Annotated in this window: 18 protein-coding genes; 8 read left to right on the top strand and 10 right to left on the bottom strand. The window is 63.9% G+C overall.

The window, feature by feature from the left end:
* The first annotated feature begins 2 nt into the window (after positions 1–2).
* From K0H49_RS07695 to K0H49_RS07680, 4 genes are all read left to right on the top strand, one after another.
* Positions 3–1055: an acyltransferase family protein gene (locus K0H49_RS07695; protein ID WP_219210854.1), complete on the top strand. Its 1053-nt coding sequence runs from the start codon at positions 3–5 to the stop codon at positions 1053–1055.
* On the top strand, positions 1052–2467 hold the full coding sequence (locus K0H49_RS07690) for a hypothetical protein (protein WP_219210852.1): 1416 nt from the start codon (positions 1052–1054) through the stop codon (positions 2465–2467). The genes K0H49_RS07695 and K0H49_RS07690 overlap by 4 nt, the downstream gene beginning before the upstream one ends.
* Positions 2468–2513: 46 nt before the next feature.
* Entirely contained in the window at positions 2514–3563 is a 1050-nt protein-coding gene (locus tag K0H49_RS07685) for an acyltransferase family protein (protein WP_219210850.1), read from the top strand.
* A 259-nt stretch (positions 3564–3822) separates the two neighbouring features.
* The gene (locus tag K0H49_RS07680; protein WP_219210848.1) at positions 3823–6135 is read left to right on the top strand and encodes an acyltransferase family protein; all 2313 of its coding nucleotides are present in this window, start codon (positions 3823–3825) and stop codon (positions 6133–6135) included.
* 147 nt (positions 6136–6282) lie between these two features.
* Here the strand turns inward: K0H49_RS07680 and K0H49_RS07675 are convergent, their stop codons facing one another.
* From K0H49_RS07675 to K0H49_RS07665, 3 genes are all read right to left on the bottom strand, one after another.
* Positions 6283–6984 carry an ABC transporter ATP-binding protein gene (locus tag K0H49_RS07675; protein ID WP_219210846.1) on the bottom strand — a complete coding sequence of 234 codons (702 nt, stop codon included), beginning with the start codon at positions 6982–6984 and terminating at the stop codon, positions 6283–6285.
* Between the two features lie 2 nt (positions 6985–6986).
* A complete protein-coding gene (locus K0H49_RS07670; protein ID WP_219210841.1) occupies positions 6987–7790 on the bottom strand; it encodes an ABC transporter permease in 804 nt (267 codons plus the stop codon).
* A gap of 154 nt (positions 7791–7944) precedes the next feature.
* Positions 7945–8697 carry a glycosyltransferase family 2 protein gene (locus tag K0H49_RS07665; protein ID WP_219210840.1) on the bottom strand — a complete coding sequence of 251 codons (753 nt, stop codon included), beginning with the start codon at positions 8695–8697 and terminating at the stop codon, positions 7945–7947.
* Positions 8698–8741: 44 nt separating this feature from the next.
* On the opposite strand from K0H49_RS07665, the gene K0H49_RS07660 reads away from it, so the two are divergent.
* The 3 genes from K0H49_RS07660 to argB are packed head-to-tail and all read left to right on the top strand — an operon-like array spanning position 8742 to position 12080.
* Entirely contained in the window at positions 8742–9836 is a 1095-nt protein-coding gene (locus K0H49_RS07660) for a glycosyltransferase family 4 protein (protein ID WP_219210839.1), read from the top strand.
* Between the two features lie 25 nt (positions 9837–9861).
* Entirely contained in the window at positions 9862–11190 is a 1329-nt protein-coding gene (locus K0H49_RS07655) for a flippase (RefSeq protein ID WP_219210838.1), read from the top strand.
* Positions 11187–12080: an acetylglutamate kinase gene (gene argB, locus K0H49_RS07650; RefSeq protein ID WP_219210837.1), complete on the top strand. Its 894-nt coding sequence runs from the start codon at positions 11187–11189 to the stop codon at positions 12078–12080. Before K0H49_RS07655 ends, argB begins: the two co-directional genes overlap by 4 nt.
* A gap of 208 nt (positions 12081–12288) precedes the next feature.
* On the opposite strand, the gene galE is transcribed toward argB, so the two are convergent.
* Positions 12289–13308: a UDP-glucose 4-epimerase GalE gene (galE, locus tag K0H49_RS07645; RefSeq protein ID WP_219210835.1), complete on the bottom strand. Its 1020-nt coding sequence runs from the start codon at positions 13306–13308 to the stop codon at positions 12289–12291.
* Positions 13309–13437: 129 nt separating this feature from the next.
* Between galE and slmA the strand changes: the two genes are divergently transcribed.
* Positions 13438–14088, top strand: coding sequence for a nucleoid occlusion factor SlmA (gene slmA / locus K0H49_RS07640; RefSeq protein ID WP_219210834.1), 651 nt, complete (start codon positions 13438–13440; stop codon positions 14086–14088).
* Positions 14089–14113: 25 nt separating this feature from the next.
* On the opposite strand, the gene K0H49_RS07635 is transcribed toward slmA, so the two are convergent.
* From K0H49_RS07635 to K0H49_RS07610, 6 genes are all read right to left on the bottom strand, one after another.
* Entirely contained in the window at positions 14114–15553 is a 1440-nt protein-coding gene (locus K0H49_RS07635) for a catalase (RefSeq protein WP_219210832.1), read from the bottom strand.
* A 164-nt stretch (positions 15554–15717) separates the two neighbouring features.
* Positions 15718–16803, bottom strand: a complete 1086-nt coding sequence (locus K0H49_RS07630; RefSeq protein ID WP_219210830.1) for a malate/lactate/ureidoglycolate dehydrogenase — start codon at positions 16801–16803, stop codon at positions 15718–15720.
* Between the two features lie 147 nt (positions 16804–16950).
* The gene (locus tag K0H49_RS07625) at positions 16951–18477 is read right to left on the bottom strand and encodes a UxaA family hydrolase (RefSeq protein WP_219210828.1); all 1527 of its coding nucleotides are present in this window, start codon (positions 18475–18477) and stop codon (positions 16951–16953) included.
* A 40-nt stretch (positions 18478–18517) separates the two neighbouring features.
* Positions 18518–19912: a TRAP transporter large permease gene (locus tag K0H49_RS07620; protein ID WP_219210826.1), complete on the bottom strand. Its 1395-nt coding sequence runs from the start codon at positions 19910–19912 to the stop codon at positions 18518–18520.
* Positions 19913–19924: 12 nt separating this feature from the next.
* Entirely contained in the window at positions 19925–20479 is a 555-nt protein-coding gene (locus tag K0H49_RS07615; protein WP_219210824.1) for a TRAP transporter small permease, read from the bottom strand.
* Between the two features lie 164 nt (positions 20480–20643).
* Positions 20644–21654, bottom strand: a complete 1011-nt coding sequence (locus K0H49_RS07610) for a sialic acid TRAP transporter substrate-binding protein SiaP (RefSeq protein WP_219210823.1) — start codon at positions 21652–21654, stop codon at positions 20644–20646.
* Positions 21655–21687 lie beyond the last annotated feature (33 nt).

The raw sequence follows: 21687 nt of genomic DNA, 5'->3' as shown, positions 1-21687 counted from the left end.
CGATGCCCAGCAACTCATTGGGCGCACTTTTTGCGAACAGGTCGAACAATTTCAATTTGATCCGTCTGTTTGCCGCGTTGTCCGTTATTTATGGACATGCCGGTGTCGTCACCGGCGGAGGAGAGCCCGATATTCTTCTGCGGTTGATGGGGTACAAATTCATCGGTGGCGTGGCTGTCGATGTCTTCTTTGTACTGAGTGGATTCCTGATTTCTGCGAGCGCCCAAAGCGGGCAGGGCGCAATTTACTATATTGCATCACGTGTCCTCCGGATTTATCCGGCCCTCATAGTTTGCGTGTGCTTGTCGATCCTGGTATTGGGCGTTTTCTACTCCGGGGATTCATTCGATTTCTTCTCGGTATCGACATGGCGGTATCTTTGGGTGAACAGCTCGGCCCTGAATACGGAGTATTTTCTTCCCGGTGTGTTCGACGGAAGGCCGGACAAGGCGATCAATGGTTCGCTCTGGTCGATTCCCGTCGAACTGCGAATGTATTTCGTGGTGCTGCTCCTTCATTTTGTGGGGTGCCTGGAGCGAAAATCCATTTTCAATTTGTTGTTCTTCGTTTGTGCATTGCTCGCGTTTTTCAGGCCGAGCATTTTCAATCCTTCGCTGTTGCATCCTTCTCATCTTCATGTGGTAGGCATGTTCGCGCTTGGAATGTTTTATTGGGTCAATAGAGGGTCTGTCTTCATCAATCCCTGGGTGCTCTTGATGATGCTGCTTTTCGCCGGGGTGGTGCATGGCACTCCAAATTTTGGTTATGCGTACGTCATCCTGTTACCTTACGCTCTCTGGTGCATCGCCTTTTCTCCCGGATTTTTTTGGTTCAATCGAGTGGGAGATTACTCCTATGGTGTGTATCTTTATGGATGGCCAGTGCAGCAGTGCATCGCGGCCTCTTTCCCCTCGATGACGACGCTGCAAAACACGATGGCTGCTGTAATTGTTGCGCTCGGTATGGGGTTTCTTTCCTGGAATATTGTCGAAAAGCCATCGTTGCAGCTTAAAAAGTTGTTTCGAAAAAGAGTCGCGAAGAGAGTGCATGCATGAAGCAATATTTTTCATCTTTGTTGAAATGTCCGGAGCGGAACAGAACCGTCGCCGTCGGCCTACTTTGCATTGCGACACTCTGGTGCCTGATGCTGATCGCGAATCCGGGATTTTTCAATCACGATGAACTGCAGAAAATTGATCACATCCGGCGATTTGGTTTCTCGGACTATTTGAGGAATCACGTCAAGCTTTACCAGGGGACTGAGTTTGGTCAGCCGGTGAGGCCATTCAGCTTCCTCGTTCAGGGGCTGGTCTCGTACTTCATTCCAAGCTATCCGTTCATTGTCCATTTTGTGGACGTCCTGACGCATGCTGTCATTGCGATGCTGCTCTTCGGTGCATTGACCGATACGTATAGAAATCGACAATTCGCGTGGATCGCCGCCATCGTTTTCGTGTGCAGCCCACTGGCGACTTTTTCCGTCGGATGGTCTGCTGCATTGATGGATCGGTTCTACGTTCTGTTCGGCCTTCTAGCATTTATCGCATCGGCGCGCTATGTCAGCCTGCGATCGGGGCCAATTGCGCTCGCAGGGGTTTTCCTCGCGTCGACGCTGGCAATGTTTTCCAAGGAAACAGCCGCCGTTCTGCCGGGATCTTTGCTTCTATTCTTGTTTTTTCCGCCCGCGGCAGGAATGGATTTCAAGCGACTGATCAAGGCCTTCGTGGTATGGAGTCTGCCGGTCTTGATGTTTCTGGCGTATCGGGCCACCGCGCTGATCGGATCATTTGCCGCTAAGGAATCCAGTCCCTATGCGGCATCACTCTCGCACTTGCTCGATGGCGTGCTGGTGTACGGTATTTATCCTTTCCTTCCTTCGCTGACGGAGGCCGGAATATGGCAGTTCCAGCCGGTCTGGGAAATGGTGGCTGCGGCCGTAGCTCACTTTTTGGTCGTCGGCTTGCTCTGGCGATCCTTCTCGATCAGAGTTGCGATTCTGTATGTGGTCTGTTATTACAGCTTTCTGGCGCCTGTGTTGTTGATTCCCACGCGAGGTGCTCATTACCTTTATGGTTCAGGCATTGCGCAAAGCGTGGCCCTTGCCGCCATCTTTGTGCTGTCTCCTCAACGGAAAAAAATGTGGGGGAATCTACTCGTTATTTGCCTTTTTGCCGGGGCATCCATCCATGCCTTTGTGAGCCAAAATTTCATTTATAGTCTGGGCTCCTGCATGAACTCGGCCTCTGTCTCGCTCGAGAGTGCTTACCTTTCCGGTGGGCGCCCGGAGCGCATGCAGATTTCCGTCGACGAAGGCGCCCCGGGCCATATTCTCCATCGATTGACAACAGGACGGGAACAGATCGGGAACTACTATCCTGTCCACTTTGAAATTCTTGACCGAGCACAGGGGGGAGCAGCTGCTGCTCCTTATGGGTTCAATGAAAGTTGCATCGTCTTCAAGCGGTGATCGAAGCTGATCGATTTTCTTGTTTTGCCGTACAGGTGCACTCATCATGACCCTTGGTCTCGGAAGTTGGCGTTTCTTGTTGGCCTTCTTGGTCGTCATTTCGCACCTGTGGGGCGGAATGATTCATGGGCCGGCCGCCTATGCTGTATGGGGATTTTTTGTGCTGAGCGGGTTTTTGATGACCCACGTGCTACGCCACAAGTACGGTGATTCAGCCGCCGGCCTTCGCGATTTTGCATTCAACCGGATTCTCAGAATTTTTCCGGCCTATTGGATCTCCTGCATTCTGGGTGGCATCGCCATTCTGATCCTGCCCAAAATCGGCGTTGCCCTGTCGACATTGAACCCGCAGTTTGCATGGCCGCAGGGCCTGGTCGGTTGGTTTGGAAATATCACGCTGCTTCCCTTGCCTGTCGGCAATCTTCTGGTGCCCGTCTCGGGCGCTCTGGCCGTGGAAGTCGGAGCGTACATGTTGATGCCGTTGATGGCTTTCAATCGGCCGGCTGCTTGGCTGGGATTGATCTTGAGCCTTTTGCTCAATGCCGTTCACGGCTTTCAGCCCGACACGTTCGCTTTAAGGTATTCATCGTTCTTGACGGCGTTCTGGGTTTTTGCGTTCGGGGCATTGATCTCGCACTACCAGGGGCATCTTCGTCGCCTGGAAGCACCGAGGCTAAGCGTCATTTTCTGGCTTGCAAACTCGCTTGTATGGTTGTGGAATGACGCGTGGCCATGGACCTATGGCCTTTATTGTTCCGTGCTGCTTTCGGCCTGGGTTGTCTTGTCATTGGCGACCCGCAGACCCGGTCGCGTGGACGGCTTTCTCGGCGATCTTTCCTATCCTATCTACCTTTTTCACACCGTGGCCGGCGCCTTCGTCTGGCTGGTGGTTCCGCAGGAGCGCTCCCTCCTTTTCTTAGCTCTTTCGTTCGGTGTGACCTTGGCCGTTTCATGGCTGGTGGTGGTATTCGTCGACCGGCGAATTGACGGCCTCAAGAAGCGAAAGGTTTTCAAGGACCTGGCGGCGACTCCGTCGGGACTGACCGCCGACACGTCCGTCGCAGGGGCGCATGCGGGCGCGGCGATAAACAAGTGATCCGGCTGCAGCGCCGTCAACGGGCGATGCAACGCCTTTCCTGATACCGTCTCTCCAGTCGTCTGAATCGAGGCCACTATCCAGTGACTCCCGTGTGGCATGAGGACCACGCGATCTACCGAAGCGGGGAAGAGATTCCTGACCGGGCTTGGACCGAAGGCTGTCTCAGAGCGAATTTTGGAAGTATTTTTCTCGACCGGTTTGCGCTCAAACTTGCTGACAGCCGCCGCCCGATTCAATGTTTGCCTATTACCCCTCGATGAACCAGACCACCAACCAAACCTACCGCCCGGATATCGACGGATTGCGAGCGATTGCCGTGGGCGCTGTTCTGGTGTTTCATGCATTTCCAGCCGCCTTGCCCGGAGGGTTCGTTGGGGTTGACATCTTCTTCGTGATCTCCGGATTTCTCATATCGAGGATTATCTTCAGCAGCCTCGAGAAGGGGACATTCAAGTTTTTGGATTTTTACGCGAGACGCATCAAACGGATCTACCCGGCGCTACTGCTGGTATTGACTGCGACCATGGCGTTCGGTTGGATCACGCTTTTTGCCGGGGAATACGAGCGACTCGGGAAGCATGTGGCATCTGGTGCCGCATTTGTTTCCAATTTTGTTCTTTGGCAGGAAAGTGGCTATTTTGATGCCACTGCGATGGCGAAGCCATTGTTGCACCTCTGGTCATTGGGCGTGGAGGAGCAGTTCTATATTTTCTGGCCCCTGTTTCTCTGGGTCGCCTGGCGGTATTCCTCCAATTTTCTTTTGATGACGGGGGTGGTCGCGCTTTTGTCTTTTGGCGCGAATCTTCTCTTCATCGGAGCCTATCCTTCGACGGTTTTCTACTTTCCATTCACGCGCTTCTGGGAGTTGATGGCCGGGGCCATGCTGGCTTATGTGATCACGCATCGATCGATGGCGCCGGCAGGCGGTGTTCGGCAGCCGACCGGTCCACTTCATCTTCGGGCGTCTTTGTTGTCGCTCATCGGCATCGGCATGCTGGTGCTGAGCATTCTTTTCGTCAGGGAGAAGAATTTTCCCGGCTGGCAGGCACTGGTGCCGACACTGGGTACGCTGCTGTTGATCGCAGCCGGCCCGGATGCATTTGTGAACAGGCGGATTCTTTCCAGCCGCACGATGGTCGGCATCGGCTTGATCAGTTATCCGCTCTATCTGTGGCATTGGCCACTGATTTCGTACGTGACGATCATTCAGGGCGAAGTCGCGCCTGCCATGCGCGCGGGCGTGCTGGGCGCAAGTGTCTTGCTGGCCTGGGCGACCTATCGGCTTGTGGAGAGGCCTTTGAAAAAGGTTTCGGACCGGCGCGTCACGACCATGTCGCTGTCCTTGGCGATGGTTGCGATCGGAGGGGTCGGTTTGGGCACCTATTTTCAGCAGGGCGCCCCGGAGCGGCCGGTGGTGCGGATGAACAGGACACTCGCCACGGGTCTCGATGGCGGTTACCCAACGTATGCTGGCCCTTGCGCATTTCTCAAATCGGAGCAAATCCCACTCTTCTACTGCGCTGTGGATACAAGGGAGACGCCCAGATTCGCCTTGCTGGGCGACAGCAAGGCGCTGGCCCTTTTTTCAGGCCTTTTTCGGACATCCCAGCCCGGCGGGACTTGGCTCGTCCTGGGTTCGGGCGACAGCGGCCCGCTTGTTCCTATCCTCACCGATGACCGCAGGTATGCCTATGTCAAGAAGAACGCCGTGGCCTCGGCCATTCAGCAGATCAATGACATGGACAGCGTGCATACGGTGGTCGTCGCCACCGCCGCGCGTGCGCTGTTTCAACTCCAGAACGACTTCTCGATCTCGGATCTGCCCGCGAGCAAGAATTACGCGGTGGCTTTTGAAGGACTCGACGCGGCCGTGTCACGGCTCGTGGCCAAGGGGAAGCAGGTCGTGCTTCTCGTCGACAACCCGACGTTGCCTCATATGGAAAACTGCATCGACCGAGCGACCAGTTCGGCCTGGGTGAATCGGTGGCTGGCCAAGCCTTCAAGTCCCGACTGCCGCGTCACTGTTCTCCGGCAGAGGGAACTCTCGGCGCAATACCTGGAATTGCTCGGTGCGGTGGCACGTGCGCATCCGGGGCGGGTTCGCATCGTCGACAGCTTGGATGTGCTTTGCGATGACGGCGTCTGCATGCCGACGAAAAATGGGCGATTTGTCTACCAGGTCACCGATCACATTTCTGACTACGGCGCGACATTGGTCGGCGGGCAGTTGAATCAGTCGCTGCGCAGCGATCGGCGCGAGGTGCCGCCACTGGAAGCGGTCTCGGTGAAGAACTGGGGACCGAGAGACACGCGTGTCGGGCGAGGTGCCAACGTGCAGCCGAACGGGGCCTCCGTCCTCTGGATGCAGGTGGAGAATGTCAGCCGCTTCGGCGAGGTGCTCGTGTATTTTGGCGAGCAAGGTCTCAAGCGAGTGGCGAGCGTGGGCGACAAGGTACTAACGGTCGACATCCCGCCGGAAGTCATTGGAAAGGCCGGTCAGTACGCGCTCGTGCTGGAGGAGGCGAGCGGGCGCAGAACAAGGATAGGCGTTTTTTCGGTGAGCCCTTGACGTCGGCCGGGCCGGGCGCGACGGGGGGCCAGCCACGGTCGCTGTTCGAGGGCCGGCGGGCCTGGTTGCGGTCGGATGCGGCCTGCCGTCGAACCGGCGGTCCCGCAGAGGGGCCAGGCGAAGGTCGTGCTGGCGACCGTCAAGCGCTCAGCGTTCGACGAGCCTGCCGTGTTCCAGTTGGACCACCCGATTGCACTCGCGGGCAATCAGTTCCGGCGAATGCGAGGCCAGCACCAGGATGCCGGATTTCGACACCACGTCCTTCATCCGCTTCTCAGCCTTCTCGGTGAACTCCGCATCGCCCACGGACAGCCATTCGTCCATCAGCAGGATGTCCGCCTGCACGCTGGTCGAGATCGAGAACGCCAGGCGCATCAGCATGCCGGTCGAGTAGGTGCGCACCGGCATGTTGACGTATTCGCCCAGGCCGCTGAACTCGCAGATCTCGGCAGTCAGGCCCTCGACCTGCTTGCGGCTCATGCCCATGACCAGGCCGCGCAGCATGATGTTCTCGATGCCGCTGGCATCGGGCTCGATCCCCAGCGAGGGGTCGATCAGGCTGGCCACGGTGCCCTGGCGGACGAAGTCGCCGGCCGAGGGCTCGTAGACGCCCGCGAGTGTGCGCAGCAGCGTCGACTTGCCGGCGCCGTTGTGGCCCAGCAGGCCCAGGCGGTCGCCGCTCCTCAGTTCCAGGTTGATGTCGTGCAGGGCCTGCACCACGTTCACGCCGGTTTCCTTGCCGAAGCGGCCGCCGGTGACCGAAGCCGCCAGCGTCTTCTTCAGTGACGCGGAGCCCGCACCGTAGATGGGGAAGCTGACCGAGACGTTTTTGAGGGAGATGAGCGCCATGTTCAGAGCCAGTAGACGACGCGACGACGGTACTTCGCGAAGAGGAGGGTGGCGACGACGAGGCCGCCCGCCGTCCAGCCGAGAATGCCGAGCCAGCTGTGCAGCGTGGCCGTGCCGCCCATCAACGGGGTGCGCAGCAGATCCAGCATCTGCGCGAAGGGGTTCCAGAGGATGTACCGGGCGCGTCCTGGCAAGCCTTCGGGCATCCAGAACACGGGGGTAAGGAACATCAGCATCTGCATCAGGCTGGTCACGATCTGCGTCACGTCTCGGAAGCGCGTGCACACCAGCCCCAGCACCAGGCCGATCGCGTGCGCGTTGATCAGCAGCAGCACGAAGGCCGGGATCACGAGCAGCGCGGACCACGACAGCGAGATACCGGCCCAGAGTGCCACCGGGACGTAGAGCACGATCTGGTGCAGGAACTGGATCAGGTTGCGCGACATGCTGCGCCACACGAAAAGGCTGATCGGGAAGTAGCCCTGCTTCAGGTAGTGGGCCGAGCCGATGAAGGCGTTGCAGCCTTCGGTCACCATGGCCGAGAACAGGCCCCAGAAGATCAGGCCCAGCGTCAGGTGGGGGAAGAACTTGGACAGGTTGGTGCCGAACAGCGAGCTGTAGAGCGGGCCCATGCCGGCGATCATCGCGCCCATGCTGAGCGTCAGCCACAGGGGGCCGAGCATCGAGCGGCGGTAGCGCAGCACGATGTCGAACCAGGCGAGCGTCCACCAGATGTCGGTGCGGCGGGTGCCTTCCCACCAGTCGGCCCAGGCGCTGCGATGCAGGTTGGAGTGTGCCTGGCTCATGGCGCGGTGGACCGATGCGCCCGTGAATGCGCGATGTCAGAGAGGGGTGTCATTTTTGGGGGGCACGCTGGGCGCGTGGGAGGCCGGCAGGATGCGCAGTAGGAAATGAATGGAGGGCGTGCTTCGGGCGGGCGCGAAAGAGAGAGCGCTGATTTTACCGGCCCCCATGTTGCAGGACGTAGCGCCAGAACGCCCGCGACGTCCAGACCTTCAGCAGGCTGGTCACATGCCAGTAAAGGTGCCGGCGGCTGGCATGGCTGGCCCGCTGGGCCTCGTGCCTTGCCAGCAGCTTCTCCGCCACCTCCAGCTTCCAGCCGGCCAGCTGCGTGCGGGCGCAGATGTCGAAGTCCTCGCCATACATGAAGAAACGTTCGTCGAAGCCGTGGATCTGCGCGTACGTAGCGCTCCTGAACAGCATGAACAGCCCCGGGATCCAGCTGGGCACCGAGGGGGCCGCATAGCCCGGCCGATTCCGCGTGAGGATCTCGACCGGCGTGATGAGCGCGCGGTGCGCCTCCGGCGCTGATTTGCCCGGCTCCAGGATGCGCGGCGTCAGCAGGCCGCTGTCGGCGCCGGCTTGCAGGATCAGCGGCGCGAGCACGTCGCCATCGAGGCGGATGTCCGGATTCAGCACCAGGAACCAGGGCGTGGCGCAACGGGTGAACGCCGCGTTGTGGTTGGCGCCGAAGCCCTTGGGCGCCGGGTTCTCGATGCGCTCGACAGGAAAGCTCCAGCGCATTCCTCCCAGCAGGTCGGTTTCGGGGATGTTGATCGTGAGCACCACCTTCTCGATCGAGTCGGTGCACCAGCGATCGAGCTGTCCCAGCAAGGGTTGGATCAGGCTCAACTGGCCATGGCTGACGATCGAGACCGTGATGGGCTTGTGCGGGAGGGAAGGTGTCGGCATGGTCTAATTTCGCTCGGGAATTCTAGGTCCCGCACACTCCCCACATGATTGCCCTGATCGTTGTCAGTTTCGTCGTCTCCGCGTTCGCCGTGCTGGTGTTCATGCGGCGGGCGCGCCGCCACGCGCGCCTCTACGCGGCCGACATGCCCCAGCGCTTCCACAAGGGTCATGTGCCGCGTCTTGGCGGCGCAGGCATCTTTCTCGGCACCGGCGTGGCATGGCTGTTCGCCGGCCTGTTCGGCGATCCCTTCAATGTCGGCTGGCCATTGATGGCCTCGGCGCTGATGTTGTTGTGCATCGCGCCTGCGGTGTTGGGGGGCATCACGGAAGACATGACGCAGCGGGTGCCGGTGCGCTACCGCCTGGGCTTGACCCTCGGATCGGCCTTGCTGCTGTGCTGGCTGCTGGACCTGGGCGTGCACCGCACCGGCTTCGACACCGTGGACGGCTGGGTGGCGCTGGTGCCCTGGGGCGCGATGCTGATCGCGGTGCTGGCCATCGGCGGCCTGCCCCATGCCTTCAACATCATCGACGGCTACAACGGGCTCGCGGGCACGGTCGCGGTGCTGGTGTGCCTGGCGATCTCGCATGTGGCGCTGCAGGTGGGTGATCGGCAGCTGGCGGTCATGGTGATCTGCCTGTTCGGGGCCACGCTCGGTTTCCTGATGTGGAACTACCCCAGCGGCCGCATCTTCGCCGGCGACGGCGGGGCCTATGTCTGGGGCATCGTGATCGCGGTGGCCTGCGTGATGCTGGTGCAGCGCCATCCGAACGTCTCGCCGTGGTTCCCGATGCTGCTGCTGATCTACCCGGTGTGGGAGACGCTGTTCTCCATCTACCGCAAGCTCGCGCGCGGCCAGTCGCCGGGCACGGCCGATGCGCTGCATTTCCACCAGCTGATCTTCCGGCGCATCGTCCGGGTGGCCTTTTCCGACGACGAGGCACGGCAGCTGCTGGCGCGCAACAACCGCACCTCGCCTTACCTCTGGATGTTCGCCGCCCTGTCGGTCGTGCCGGCGGTGCTGTTCTGGAACAACACCCTGGTGCTGATGCTGTGCACGCTGCTGTTCGTGGCGACTTACGTGGCGGCCTACCTGATGATCGTGCGCTTCAAGGTCCCACCCTGGTTGAAGCCGTGACCCGCGCGTCACGCTGAGCGCGAAGATGTCCTTGCGGCGCAATGTCGGGTGGAACCTCGCAGGCGCGGGCCTGCCATTGCTGGCGGGCGCCGCGCTCATTCCGTACCTGGTGCGCAGCCTCGGCGTCGAAGTCTTCGGCATCCTCACGCTGGTGTGGGCCCTGGTGGGCTATTTCAGCCTGTTCGACCTGGGACTGGGGCGCGCGCTCACGCAGCAGGTGGCACAACAGCTGGCCGACGATCGGCGCGCCGGGATTCCCTCGCTGGTGCGCAGCGGGCTCATGCTGGCGTCGGCAACCGGTGCGCTGGGCGGCGTCGCGCTGGCCTTTGCCGCCGAACCGCTGGCGGTCCATGTGCTGAAGGTGTCGGAGGCGCTGCACGTCGATGTCTTCCACGCGCTGCTCATCGCGGCGGTGGGCGTGCCCTTGACGACGGCGACCGTCGGGCTGCGCGGCGTGCTCGAGGCCTATGAAGACTTTCGCGACGTCAACCTGCTGCGCATGCTGCTCGGCGTGGCCAACTTCGGGCTGCCGGCCCTGAGCGTCCTGCTCTTCGGCCCGTCCCTGGTGCCGATCGTGGCGGCGCTGATCTTGGCGCGCGCCGTGTTCGGTACGGCGCATTGGGTGCTGGTGCGCAGGAGGCTGGGCGGCGGTTTCCGTGGCGTGCCGCTCGAGCGCCGCCACCTGCGGCATCTGATGTCCTTCGGCCTGTGGATGACCGTCTCCAACGTGATCAGTCCGCTGATGGTCACGGCCGACCGCTTCATGATCTCCGGGGTGCTGGGGGCCGCCGTCGTCGCCTATTACACGGTGCCCTCCGAGGTGCTGGCACGCGTGCTGATCCTGCCCGGTGCGCTCACCGGTGCGCTGTTCCCGCGCCTGGCTTCGCTGATGGCCCGCGACCTCGATGCGGCCCGGCGCCTGTATCACCGGTGCGTGGGGTGGGTGGCGCTGACACTGCTGCCGCTGTGCGCCGTGATCGCCTGGGGCGCCCACGCAGGCCTGACGCTCTGGCTCGGTGCCGATTTCGCCGACCACTCCGCGCCGGTGGTGGCGATCTTCGCGCTGGGCCTGCTGCTCAATGGCGTGGCCTTCGTGCCTTTCGCCGCGGTGCAGGCCGCCGGCCTGGCACGGCTGACCGCGCAACTGCACCTGGTCGAGGCCGCCTTCTACTTTCCCATGCTGCTCGCGGGCCTGTACCAGTTCGGCCTCGTGGGCGCAGCCCTGGCCTGGACCGGCCGCGTCGGCGTCGATCTGGTGTTGCTGCTCTTGGTAGCGCAGCGGCAGGTCTTCGCACGCGGGCTCACGCCGCCCTTGCGGCACAATTTGGCAACCTCCGAAACGGAACGCTCATGACAGACCCCGTCCTCAACATCCCCCCCCGCGACAAGGCCGAGATCCTGGCCCAGGCGCTGCCCTACATCCGCAAGTTCCACGGCAAGACCATCGTCATCAAGTACGGCGGCAACGCCATGACCGATCCGGCCCTGCAGGCCGACTTCGCCGAAGACGTGGTGCTGCTCAAGCTGGTCGGCATGAACCCGGTGGTGGTGCATGGCGGCGGGCCGCAGATCGAGGCTGCGCTCAACAAGCTCGGCAAGAAGGGCCACTTCATCCAGGGCATGCGGGTCACCGACTCCGAGACCATGGAAGTCGTCGAATGGGTGCTGGCCGGAGAGGTGCAGCAGGACATCGTGGGCCTGATCAACCAGGCCGGCGGCAAGGCCGTGGGTTTGACCGGGCGTGACGGCGGATTGATCCGCGCGCAGAAGCTCAAGCTGGCCGACCGCAACGATCCCAGCGTGCAGCACGACGTGGGGCAGGTGGGCGAGATCGTGTCGATCGACCCGAGCGTGGTGAAGGCGCTGCAGGACGATGCCTTCATCCCCGTCATCAGCCCGATCGGCTTCGGCGAGGAGAACGAGAGCTACAACATCAACGCCGACGTGGTGGCCGGCAAGTTGGCCACGGTGCTCAAGGCTGAGAAGCTGATGCTGCTGACCAACACGCCGGGCGTGCTCGACAAGTCCGGCAAGCTGCTGACCAACCTGAGCGCGCGCGAGATCGACGAGCTGTTCGCCGACGGCACGATCTCCGGCGGCATGCTGCCAAAGATCGAGGGCGCACTCGATGCCGCCAAGAGCGGCGTGAACGCGGTGCACATCATCGACGGGCGCGTGCCGCACGCGATGCTGCTGGAAATCCTCACGGACCAGGCCTACGGCACGATGATCCGGGCACGGTAGGCTCGCCCCCGAGGGCTTGCGCACTTCGTGTCGCTTCGCCTTCCCCCCGTCCGGGGGCGATACCGGTGGCCCGGCAAAGCCGGTTCCACGATATCACTGGGCTCTCCCCCGAGGGCTCGCGCACTGCGTGTCGCCTCGCCTTCCCCTTCCGGGGCCGACACCAGCGGCCCGGCGAAGCCGGTTCCGCGGTGTCTCACGCTCAAAATATTCAGGGCGCGTAGCCGCGGGGGTTGGCTTGCTGCCAGCGCCAGCTGTCGGCGCACATCGCATCGAGCCCGCGCCGTGCGCGCCAGCCCAGCGTGGCCTGTGCGAGCGTCGGATCGCCCCAGTAGGCCGGCACGTCGCCCGGCCGGCGGGGGCCGATCTCGCAGGCGATCTGTCGTCCGCTGGCGCGTTCGAAGGCCTTGACGACCTCCAGCACCGACGCGCCGGTGCCCGTGCCCAGGTTGAGCGTGACCAGCCCCGCGGCCTTCTCGGCATGGCGCAGCGCCGCCACATGGCCTTCGGCCAGGTCCATCACGTGCACGTAGTCGCGCACGCCCGTGCCGTCGGGCGTGGGGTAGTCGCCGCCATGCACCGACAGCTTGTCGCGCAGGCCCACCGCCACCTGGCAGACGAAGGGCATGAGGTTGTTGGGCTTGCCCTGCGGGTGCTCGCCGATCAGCCCGCTCTCGTGCGCACCGACCGGGTTGAAATAGCGCAGCAGTGCGATGCGCCAGTCCGGCTGTGCGAGCTGCAGGTCGATCAGGGCCTCTTCGACCATGCGCTTGGAGCGGCCGTAGGGGTTGGCCGGACGGCAGGGCGCATCTTCGGGAATGGGCGAGCGCTCGGGCTCGCCGTAGACCGTGGCGGACGATGAAAAGATCAGTGTCCGGACGCCCGCGGCCTGCATCGCGGCTGCCAGCACCCAGGTGCCGTGCACGTTGTTGTCGTAGTAGCCGATCGGGTCGGCCACCGAATCGCCGACCGCCTTGAGGCCCGCGAAGTGGATGACCCCCGAGATCTCGTGCGTGCGGAACACCTGGTCGAGCAGGGCGCGGTCGCGCACATCGCCTTCGATGAAGGCCGGCGCGGTGCCGGTGATGCGTGCCAGCCGTTCGAGCACACGAACATCGCTGTTGCCGAGGTTGTCCAGGATCACCGGCGCATAGCCGGCTTCGATCAAGGCCACGCAGGTGTGGCTTCCGATAAAGCCGGCACCGCCTGTCACCAGAATGTTCTTGGGCATCGCTTGTTCGGTCCGTGGTCAAAAGGGCTATTCTGCGCGACGCACAAGCGCCTCATTGCCGCTCGCGCAGTAGGCACGCACTCACCGCGCTGTGCGAGAATCATTTTTTTACATATGCGCGCGCCGCCCATGCAAAACGAAGAGACCAGCGCTCCTCCGTCCCGCGACTCTGCTCCGCTGTCCGATACGCCGCCGTCCGTCCGCAAGCGGCCGAAGCCCGGCGAGCGCCGCGTGCAGATCCTGCAGACCCTGGCGGCCATGCTGGAGCGGCCAGGGGCCGAGCGCGTGACTACCGCCGCGCTGGCAGCGCAGCTCGACGTCAGCGAGGCCGCGCTCTATCGGCACTTCGCCAGCAAGGCGCAGATGTTCGAGGGGCTGATCGATTTCATCGAGCAGAGCGTGTTCACGCTGGTCAACCAGATCGCCGAGCGCGACGGCGCCGGCCGCGAGCAGGCCGCGCGCATCGTGACGATGGTGGTGCAGTTCGCCGAGAAGAATCCGGGCATGACGCGGGTCATGGTGGGCGATGCGCTGGTCTACGAGAACGAGCGGCTGCAGAGCCGCATGAACCAGTTCTTCGACAAGATCGAGGCTACGCTGCGCCAGGTGCTGCGCGACGTCACGGTGGCCGAGGGCTCCGCGACGCCCACGGTCGATGCGCAGGTGCGCGCGGGCGCGCTCACCGCCTTCGTGGTCGGGCGCCTGCAGCGCTTCGTGCGTTCGGGCTTCCGCCGCCTGCCTTCGGAGCACCTGGACGCCGCCGTCCAACTGATGCTCTGAAGAACGAACGCGGCGTCGGGCGTGCTCAGCCCTGCAGCTGCTTGAGCGCCTGCGCCACGCCGGCACCGTAGGCCGGGTCGGCCTTCGTGCAGTTGTCGATGTGGCGCTGCTTGATGAAGTCCGGCGCATCGCCCATGGCGCGCGCCGTGTTCTCGAACAGCACCTGCTGCTGGGCCGGGCTCATCAGGCGGAACAGGTCGCCGGGCTGCTTGTAGTAGTCGGCATCGTCCTCGCGGAAATTCCAGAAGTCGGTATCGCCCTTGATCTTCAGCGGCGGCTCGCGGTAGTCGGGCTGCTCCTGCCAGTGGCCGAAGCTGTTCGGCTCGTAGTGCGGCGTGCCGCCGTAGTTGCCGTCGACACGCATCGCGCCGTCGCGGTGGTTGCTGTGCACCGGGCAGCGCGCGGCGTTCACCGGGATCTGGTGGTGGTTCACGCCCAGGCGGTAGCGCTGCGCGTCCGAGTAGGCGAACAGCCGCGCCTGCAGCATCTTGTCGGGCGACACGCTGATGCCGGGCACCAGGTTGTTGGGCGCGAAGGCGCTCTGCTCGACGTCGGCGAAGAAGTTCTCCGAATTCTTGTTCAACTCGATCACGCCGACCTCGATCAGCGGGTAGTCCTTCTTGGGCCAGACCTTGGTCAGGTCGAAGGGGTGGTAGGGCACGGTGTCGGCATCGGCCTCGGGCATGACCTGCACGAACACGGTCCACTTGGGGAAGTCCTTGCGTTCGATCGCGTCGAACAGGTCGCGCTGGTGGCTCTCGCGGTCGGAGCCCACGAGCGCGGCCGCTTCGGCATCCGTCAGGTTCTGGATGCCCTGCTGCGTCTTCATGTGGAACTTGACCCAGAAGCGCTCGTTGCTGGCACTGATGAAGCTGTAGGTGTGCGAGCCGAAGCCGTGCATGTGGCGGTAGCTGGACGGGATGCCGCGGTCGCTCATCACGATGGTGACCTGGTGCAGCGCCTCGGGCAGGCTGGTCCAGAAGTCCCAATTGTTGGTGGCACTGCGCAGGTTGGTGCGCGGGTCGCGCTTGACCGCCTTGTTGAGGTCGGGGAACTTGCGCGGATCGCGCAGGAAGAACACCGGCGTGTTGTTGCCCACCAGGTCCCAGTTGCCTTCCTCGGTGTAGAACTTGAGCGCGAAGCCGCGGATGTCGCGCTCGGCATCGGCCGCGCCGCGTTCGCCGGCCACGGTGGTGAAGCGGGCGAACATCTCGGTTTTCTTGCCGACCGCGCTGAACAGCTTGGCGCGCGTGTACTGCGTGATGTCGTGCGTGACCGTGAAGGTGCCGAAGGCGCCCGATCCCTTCGCGTGCATGCGCCGTTCGGGGATCACCTCGCGGTTGAGGTTGGCCAGCTTCTCGAACAGCCAGACATCCTGCGAGAGCAGGGGCCCGCGCGGGCCCGCGGTCAGGCTGTTCTGGTTGTCGACGACGGGGGCGCCGAAGGCGGTGGTGAGTTTGGACATCGGGAGGGCTTCCTTCTAGAAAAATAGCATCGAACTATCGAGTGCGTACCGATTGTGGTTCGGAGCTATCGACTGCGCAATGCGACTGCCATTGGATTTTCCGAAGCCCATCATAGGCAGGCGCCGCACGGGCCCGGCGCGATGGCCGCCTCGCGACGCGGGGCTCAGGCCATCGCGGCAACACCCAGGCTGGCGCCCGCCGCCACGATCTCGGCCCAGGTCGCGTCGTCGACCACCACGCCGTCGCGCTCGCGCGCCAGGCGTGCCGCGCGCTCGGGCTCGCCCGCGATCTGCACGGCGTCGAAGCCCGCGCCCGGCGGGCTCTGGCGCAGCCAGTCGACGAAGCCGCGGGCTTCCTGTTCGAAGCTGGCCTGCGTGCCCAGTCTGGCGGGATCGATCAGCACCGTCAGCATGCCGTTGAAGACCGAGCGCGCGGTGTCCGCGGGCCGGTGCCAGGTGCCGCCACCGCTGAGCGCACCGCCCAGCAGTTCGCAGGCCACGGCCATGCCATAGCCCTTGTGCTCGCCGAAGGTCATGAGCGCGCCGAACAAACCTGGCCCGCCCGCGGGCCCTCCGCTGCCTGCTTGCGGCACCACCACCACGCCCGGGTCGTCGGTGGGCCGGCCCTGTTCGTCGATCAGGTAGCCGGGCGCGATGCGCTCGCCCTTGTTGTGGGCCACGCGCATCTTGCCTTGCGCGACGCGGCTGGTCGCGAAGTCGAGGACAAAGGGCTCGGCGCCGGCCAGCGGCACGCCGATGCAGCAGGGGTTGGTGCCGAAGCGCCCGTCGCCGCCGCCCCAGGGCGCGACCACGGGCCGTGACAGCACGTTGACGAAGTGCATCGCCACCAGACCCTGCGCCGTCGCCATCTCCGCGAAATGCCCGATGCGGCCCAGGTGGTGCGCATGGGCGAGCGTGAAGATGCAGCTGCCGTGCTGCTTGGCGCGCGCGATGCCCATCTCCATGGCCTGCACGCCCACCACCTGCCCATAGCCGCCCTGGCCGTCGAGCGCCAGCAGCGTGCCGATGTCCGCGGTGACCGCGACGGATGTGTTGGGCTTCAACCCGCCCTCGGCCACCGCGTCGACATAGCGCGGCACCATGCCGACGCCGTGCGAGTCATGGCCGCTGAGATTGGCCAGCACGAGGTTGGCCGCGACCTGTTCGGCTTCGGCGGGGGCGCTGCCGGCGGCGGTGAGGATTTGGGCCACCTGTTGGCGAAGGAGGGCGGCGGAAACGGTTCTGGACATTCGAAAGCTCCTGGGTGTTTGGCTCCTTCCCCCTCTGGGGGAAGGCTGGGATGGGGGCTGCGTCGAAGCGGGCGCAAGGCTTGGGAAGCCGCGGGCCCTCACCCCCGCCCTCTCCCGGAGGGAGAGGGAGCAAGAAAGGGCGGCGAATTACATGACCGCGCCGACCTGCCACGGCACGAACTCGTTCTGCCCATAGCCATGCTTCTCGCTCTTCGACGGCTCGCCCGAGGCGGTGGCCAGCACCATCTCGAAGATGCGCTGCCCCATCTCCTGGATCGACACCGTGCCCTCGACGATCTCGCCGCAGTTGATGTCCATGTCCTCTTCCTGGCGCTTCCACAGCGCCGAGTTGGTGGCGAGCTTGAGCGAGGGCGAGGGCGCGCAGCCGTAGGCCGAGCCGCGGCCGGTGGTGAAGCAGATCAGGTTGGCGCCGCCCGCGACCTGGCCGGTCGCGCTCACCGGGTCGTAGCCCGGCGTGTCCATGTAGACGAAGCCGTGCGCCGTCACCGACTCGGCGTACTCGTACACCGCCTCGAGGTTGCTGGTGCCGCCCTTGGCCACCGCGCCCAGCGACTTCTCCAGGATGGTCGTGAGCCCGCCCGCCTTGTTGCCCGGCGAGGGGTTGTTGTTCATCTCGCCCTGGTTGATCTCGGTGTAGTGCTCCCACCACTTGATGCGCTGCACCAGCTTCTCGCCGACTTCGCGCTTGACCGCGCGCCGCGTGAGCAGGTGCTCGGCGCCGTAGACCTCGGGCGTCTCGCTGAGGATGGCCGTGCCGCCATGCGCCACCAGCAGGTCGACCGCCGCGCCCAGCGCCGGGTTGGCGCTGATGCCCGAGTAGCCGTCGGAGCCGCCGCACTGCAGGCCGATCGTGATGTGCGAGGCGCTGCAGGGTTCGCGCTTCACGGCGTTGGCGCGCGGCAGCATCTCCTGGATCTGCGCCACGCCTTTCTCCACCGTCTTGCGCGTGCCGCCGGTGTCCTGGATGTTGAAGGTGCGGAAGTTCTCGCCCTCGGCCAGGTGGCCGGTGTCGAGCCAGGCCTTGATCTGGTTGGCCTCGCAGCCCAGGCCCACCACCAGCACCGCGGCGAAGTTCGGGTGCGTGGCGTAGCCGGTCAGCGTGCGCTCGAGGATCTGCATGCCCATGCCCTGCGTGTCCATGCCGCAGCCGGTGCCGTGGGTGAGCGCGACGATGCCGTCGACGTTCGGGTAGTCGGCCAGTGCCTGCGGATTGGTCTTGCGCGAGAAGTGGTCGGCGATGGCGCGCGCGGCGGTGGCCGAGCAGTTCACGCTGGTCAGCACGCCGATGTAGTTGCGCGTGGCCACGCGGCCGTCGGCGCGCTTGATGCCCATGAAGGTCGCTTCGCGCCGTGCGGGCGCGGGCTTGACGTCGGCGCCGTAGGCGTAGTCGCGCGCGAAGTCGCCCTTGTCCGGGCCCATGTCGAGGTTGTGCGTGTGCACATGCTCGCCCGCGCCGATGGGTTTGCTGGCGAAGCCGATGATCTGGTTGTAGCGGCGCACCGGCGCGCCGGCCTCGATGGCGTGGGCCGCCACCTTGTGGCCGGCCGGCACCAGGCCGCGCACGGTGAAGTTCTCCACCGCGGTGCCGCCCACCAGCTGGCTGCGGGCGATCACCACGTCATCGGATGGGTGGAGGCGAATGAAAGGGGTCATCGGGGGCTCGTGTTTTGGAGAGAGAAGGAAAAGAAGGAACTCATTGCATGAGCTTGGGCAGCCACAGGACGGTGGCCGGCCAGTAGGTGATCAGCGCCAGGCTCAGCAGCAGCGGCACCAGCCAGGGCAGGATCGCCATGGTCGTGCGTTCGATGCTGAGGTTGGCTATGCGGGCCAGCACGAACAGCACCATGCCCATGGGCGGGTGCAGCACGCCGATCATCAGGTTCAGCACCATCACCACGCCGAAGTGCACCGGGTCGATGCCCAGCTGGGTCGAGATCGGCAGCAGGATGGGCACCAGGATCGTGATGGCGGCGGTGGTCTCGAGGAAGCAGCCGACGAAGAGCATCAGCAGGTTGGCCAGCAGCAGGAACAGCCAGGGCTCCTTGGTGAAGTTCAGCACCCAGGTCGCGATGTCCGCGGTCACGCCGGTGGCCGTCAGCATCCAGCCGAAGATCGAGGCGGCGGCCACGATGAACAGCACCGTCGCGGTGGACTCCACCGTGTCGAGGCACACGCGCACGAACATCTTCCACTTGAGCGTGCGGTACCAGAAGAAGCCCAGCACCATGGCCCAGACGCAGGCCGCGATCGCGCCTTCGGTGGCGGTGAACAGGCCGGTCGCCATGCCGCCGATCAGCAGCACCGGCGTCATGATCGGCAGCACCGCCTCGAACTTGAAGACCTTGTCGGCCACGAACAGGATCACCAGCGCGACCAGCACGGCCGGCTGCGCGGGCACGCCCAGCGTGTCGACCGCGAACCACAGCGCCATCGGCCAGACGCAGACCACCAGCAGTTCGATCAGTGCCTTGATCACGCGCGGCCAGACCAGCTTGACGTCGGCGCCCCAGCCGTTCTTGTGCGCGTAGTAGGCGACCGTGAGCATCATCAGGAGGGTCATGATCGCGCCGGGCATCAGCCCCGCGATGAACAGCGCGCCCACCGAGACATTGGCCATCATCCCGTAGATCACGAAGGGCAGGCTGGGCGGAATGATCGGGCCCAGCGTGGCCGAGGCAGCGGTCACGCCGACCGCGAACTCGGTCGAGTAGCCGTGCTCCTTCATGGCCTTGATCTCGATCGTGCCCAGTCCGGCCGCATCGGCGATGGCCGTGCCGCTCATGCCCGAGAAGATCACCGAGCCCAGGATGTTGACGTGGCCCAGCCCGCCGCGCATCCAGCCCACCAGCGCGAGCGCGAAGTTGTAGATGCGGTTGGTGATGCCCGCGTTGTTCATCAGGTTGCCGGCCAGGATGAAGAAGGGCACGGCCAGCAGCGGGAAGCTGTCGATGCCGCTCACCATGCGGTGGATCACGACGAAGGGCGGCAGGTTGCCCGACCAGTAGATGTAGACCAGCGAGGCGCCGGCCATGGCCACGGCGACCGGCAGGCCGGCGCTCATGAAGAGAAGGAAGGCGATCTTGAGCATGGCGTGTTCCGCTCAGCGGTCCTGGATCGTGGACTCGGGGCGCTCGAGCACGCAGTAGCCGCGCTGCCAGTGCACCCAGCTCACCTGCAGCGAGCGCGCCAGCATCGCGACGAAGCCCAGCAGGCAGACGCCGTAGACCAGGTTCATCGGCAGGTCGACGATGGTCATGGCGGCGTTGTTGCCGATCTTGACCATCATCTGCACCGTCATCACCACCGCCGCCACGAAGAACAGCGTGCGCAGCACGTCGACCGCGATGCCCAGCACCTTGCCCATGCGCGCGGGCATGTGGCGGTAGAAGAAGTCGACCTGGATGTGGTTGTTCTTCGCCACCCCGATCGAGGCGCCGATGAACACCACGCCGATCAGCAGGTAGCGTGCGATCTCCTCCGTCCAGGCGGCCGAGTCGTTGAGCACGTAGCGCGTGACGAACTGGTAGAGCACCGTCAGCCCCAGTGCCCAGAAGATCCCCAGTGCGGCCCAGGCCTCGACCGTCGTGCCCGACAGGTCGACCGCCTCGTCGGTCACATGAAACTCCCCGTCATCCCCCAGCAATTTCTCGCTCATCGCATCTCCATCGTGTTGTGTTTTGGTTTTTTCTCGACAGCCTCAAGGGGGATGCAGGAAGCGTCGCGAGCCCCGCCAGCTTGTACCGAGAAGCGCAGACGTACTTTTGTACGTCGAGCATCGCAGGTGCAAGATCGCGGGGCGCAGCAGCTTCCTGCGCCCCATCAACGGATAGCGAGGATGCGGTCGTAGTCTTGTTGGCGGTAGCCATGATCCGTCGGCTTGGTGTTCTTCAGCACCGCGTCGCGGAAGGCGTTCTTGTCGACCGTGATGATGTTGTTGCCGCGCTTCCTGAACTCCTCGACCAGGCGGGCTTCCGCCGCGATGATCTCGCGGCCGGTCTTCTCGGCCGCTTCCTGCGTGACCTCGGTGAAGACCTTCTTGTCGTCGGCACTGAGCTTGCCCCAGAGCTGGCCCGAGACCACGGTCAGCAGCGAGTCGACGATGTGGCCGGTCAGCGAGATGTTCTTCTGCACCTCGAAGAACTTCTTGGCCTCGATGGTGGGCAGCGGGTTCTCCTGCGCGTCGACGGTGCCGCTCTGCAGCGCGAGATACACCTCGGCGAAGGCGATCGGCGTGGCGTTGGCGCCCAGTGCCTTGGGGAAGGCCAGGTAGGCCGGCGCGTCGGGCACGCGGATCTTCAGGCCCTTCATGTCCTCGGGCTTGGCCACCGGCCGTGCCGCGCTCGAGGTCACGTGGCGCGCGCCGTAGTAGTTGAGCGCGGTGATGTGGTTGCCGGTCTTGTCGTCGTAGCCCTTGGCCAGTTCCTTGAAGACGTCGCTCTTGGCGTACTTCAGCTGGTGCTCGGCATCACGGAAGATAAAAGGGAAGTAGGAGATCGCCAGTGGCGTGTAGCTGCGCCCGGCGAAGCTGGCGCCCGTGAGCACCATGTCGACCGTGCCCAGCGTCAGGCCCTGGTTGATGTCGGCTTCCTTGCCCAGGCTGGAGGCCGGGAACACCTGGATGTCGTAGCGGCCGTTGGTGCGCTTCTTGATCTCTTCCGCGGCCCAGACCGAGTACTTGTGGAAGGGCTCCGAGGTCTCGTACACATGGGCCCACTTGAGCTTGGTCTGTGCGCCCGCGGTGCCCGCCACCCCGAAGGTGGTGGCGGCCAGGGCGCCCAGCGCCACGGCCTTGAGGACCCAACGCTTGCTCTTGTCGTTCGTGCGATTCATGTGGCTTGTCTCCGTTGTTGTCTGATGAGAAAC

The organism is Variovorax boronicumulans (assembly GCF_019352895.1).
Lineage (GTDB): Bacteria > Pseudomonadota > Gammaproteobacteria > Burkholderiales > Burkholderiaceae_C > Variovorax > Variovorax boronicumulans_A.
This window is presented reverse-complemented; position numbering and strand designations above follow the sequence as displayed.

Excerpts from the sequence above, each read along its gene's own strand:
- K0H49_RS07695 (WP_219210854.1), top strand. The coding sequence starts at position 3 with ATGCCCAGCAACTCATTGGGCGCACTTTTTGCGAACAGGTCGAACAAT.
- K0H49_RS07690 (WP_219210852.1), top strand. The coding sequence starts at position 1,052 with ATGAAGCAATATTTTTCATCTTTGTTGAAATGTCCGGAGCGGAACAGA.
- K0H49_RS07685 (WP_219210850.1), top strand. The coding sequence starts at position 2,514 with ATGACCCTTGGTCTCGGAAGTTGGCGTTTCTTGTTGGCCTTCTTGGTC.
- K0H49_RS07680 (WP_219210848.1), top strand. The coding sequence starts at position 3,823 with ATGAACCAGACCACCAACCAAACCTACCGCCCGGATATCGACGGATTG.
- K0H49_RS07675 (WP_219210846.1), bottom strand. The coding sequence starts at position 6,984 with ATGGCGCTCATCTCCCTCAAAAACGTCTCGGTCAGCTTCCCCATCTAC.
- K0H49_RS07670 (WP_219210841.1), bottom strand. The coding sequence starts at position 7,790 with ATGAGCCAGGCACACTCCAACCTGCATCGCAGCGCCTGGGCCGACTGG.
- K0H49_RS07665 (WP_219210840.1), bottom strand. The coding sequence starts at position 8,697 with ATGCCGACACCTTCCCTCCCGCACAAGCCCATCACGGTCTCGATCGTC.
- K0H49_RS07660 (WP_219210839.1), top strand. The coding sequence starts at position 8,742 with ATGATTGCCCTGATCGTTGTCAGTTTCGTCGTCTCCGCGTTCGCCGTG.
- K0H49_RS07655 (WP_219210838.1), top strand. The coding sequence starts at position 9,862 with ATGTCCTTGCGGCGCAATGTCGGGTGGAACCTCGCAGGCGCGGGCCTG.
- argB (WP_219210837.1), top strand. The coding sequence starts at position 11,187 with ATGACAGACCCCGTCCTCAACATCCCCCCCCGCGACAAGGCCGAGATC.
- galE (WP_219210835.1), bottom strand. The coding sequence starts at position 13,308 with ATGCCCAAGAACATTCTGGTGACAGGCGGTGCCGGCTTTATCGGAAGC.
- slmA (WP_219210834.1), top strand. The coding sequence starts at position 13,438 with ATGCAAAACGAAGAGACCAGCGCTCCTCCGTCCCGCGACTCTGCTCCG.
- K0H49_RS07635 (WP_219210832.1), bottom strand. The coding sequence starts at position 15,553 with ATGTCCAAACTCACCACCGCCTTCGGCGCCCCCGTCGTCGACAACCAG.
- K0H49_RS07630 (WP_219210830.1), bottom strand. The coding sequence starts at position 16,803 with ATGTCCAGAACCGTTTCCGCCGCCCTCCTTCGCCAACAGGTGGCCCAA.
- K0H49_RS07625 (WP_219210828.1), bottom strand. The coding sequence starts at position 18,477 with ATGACCCCTTTCATTCGCCTCCACCCATCCGATGACGTGGTGATCGCC.
- K0H49_RS07620 (WP_219210826.1), bottom strand. The coding sequence starts at position 19,912 with ATGCTCAAGATCGCCTTCCTTCTCTTCATGAGCGCCGGCCTGCCGGTC.
- K0H49_RS07615 (WP_219210824.1), bottom strand. The coding sequence starts at position 20,479 with ATGAGCGAGAAATTGCTGGGGGATGACGGGGAGTTTCATGTGACCGAC.
- K0H49_RS07610 (WP_219210823.1), bottom strand. The coding sequence starts at position 21,654 with ATGAATCGCACGAACGACAAGAGCAAGCGTTGGGTCCTCAAGGCCGTG.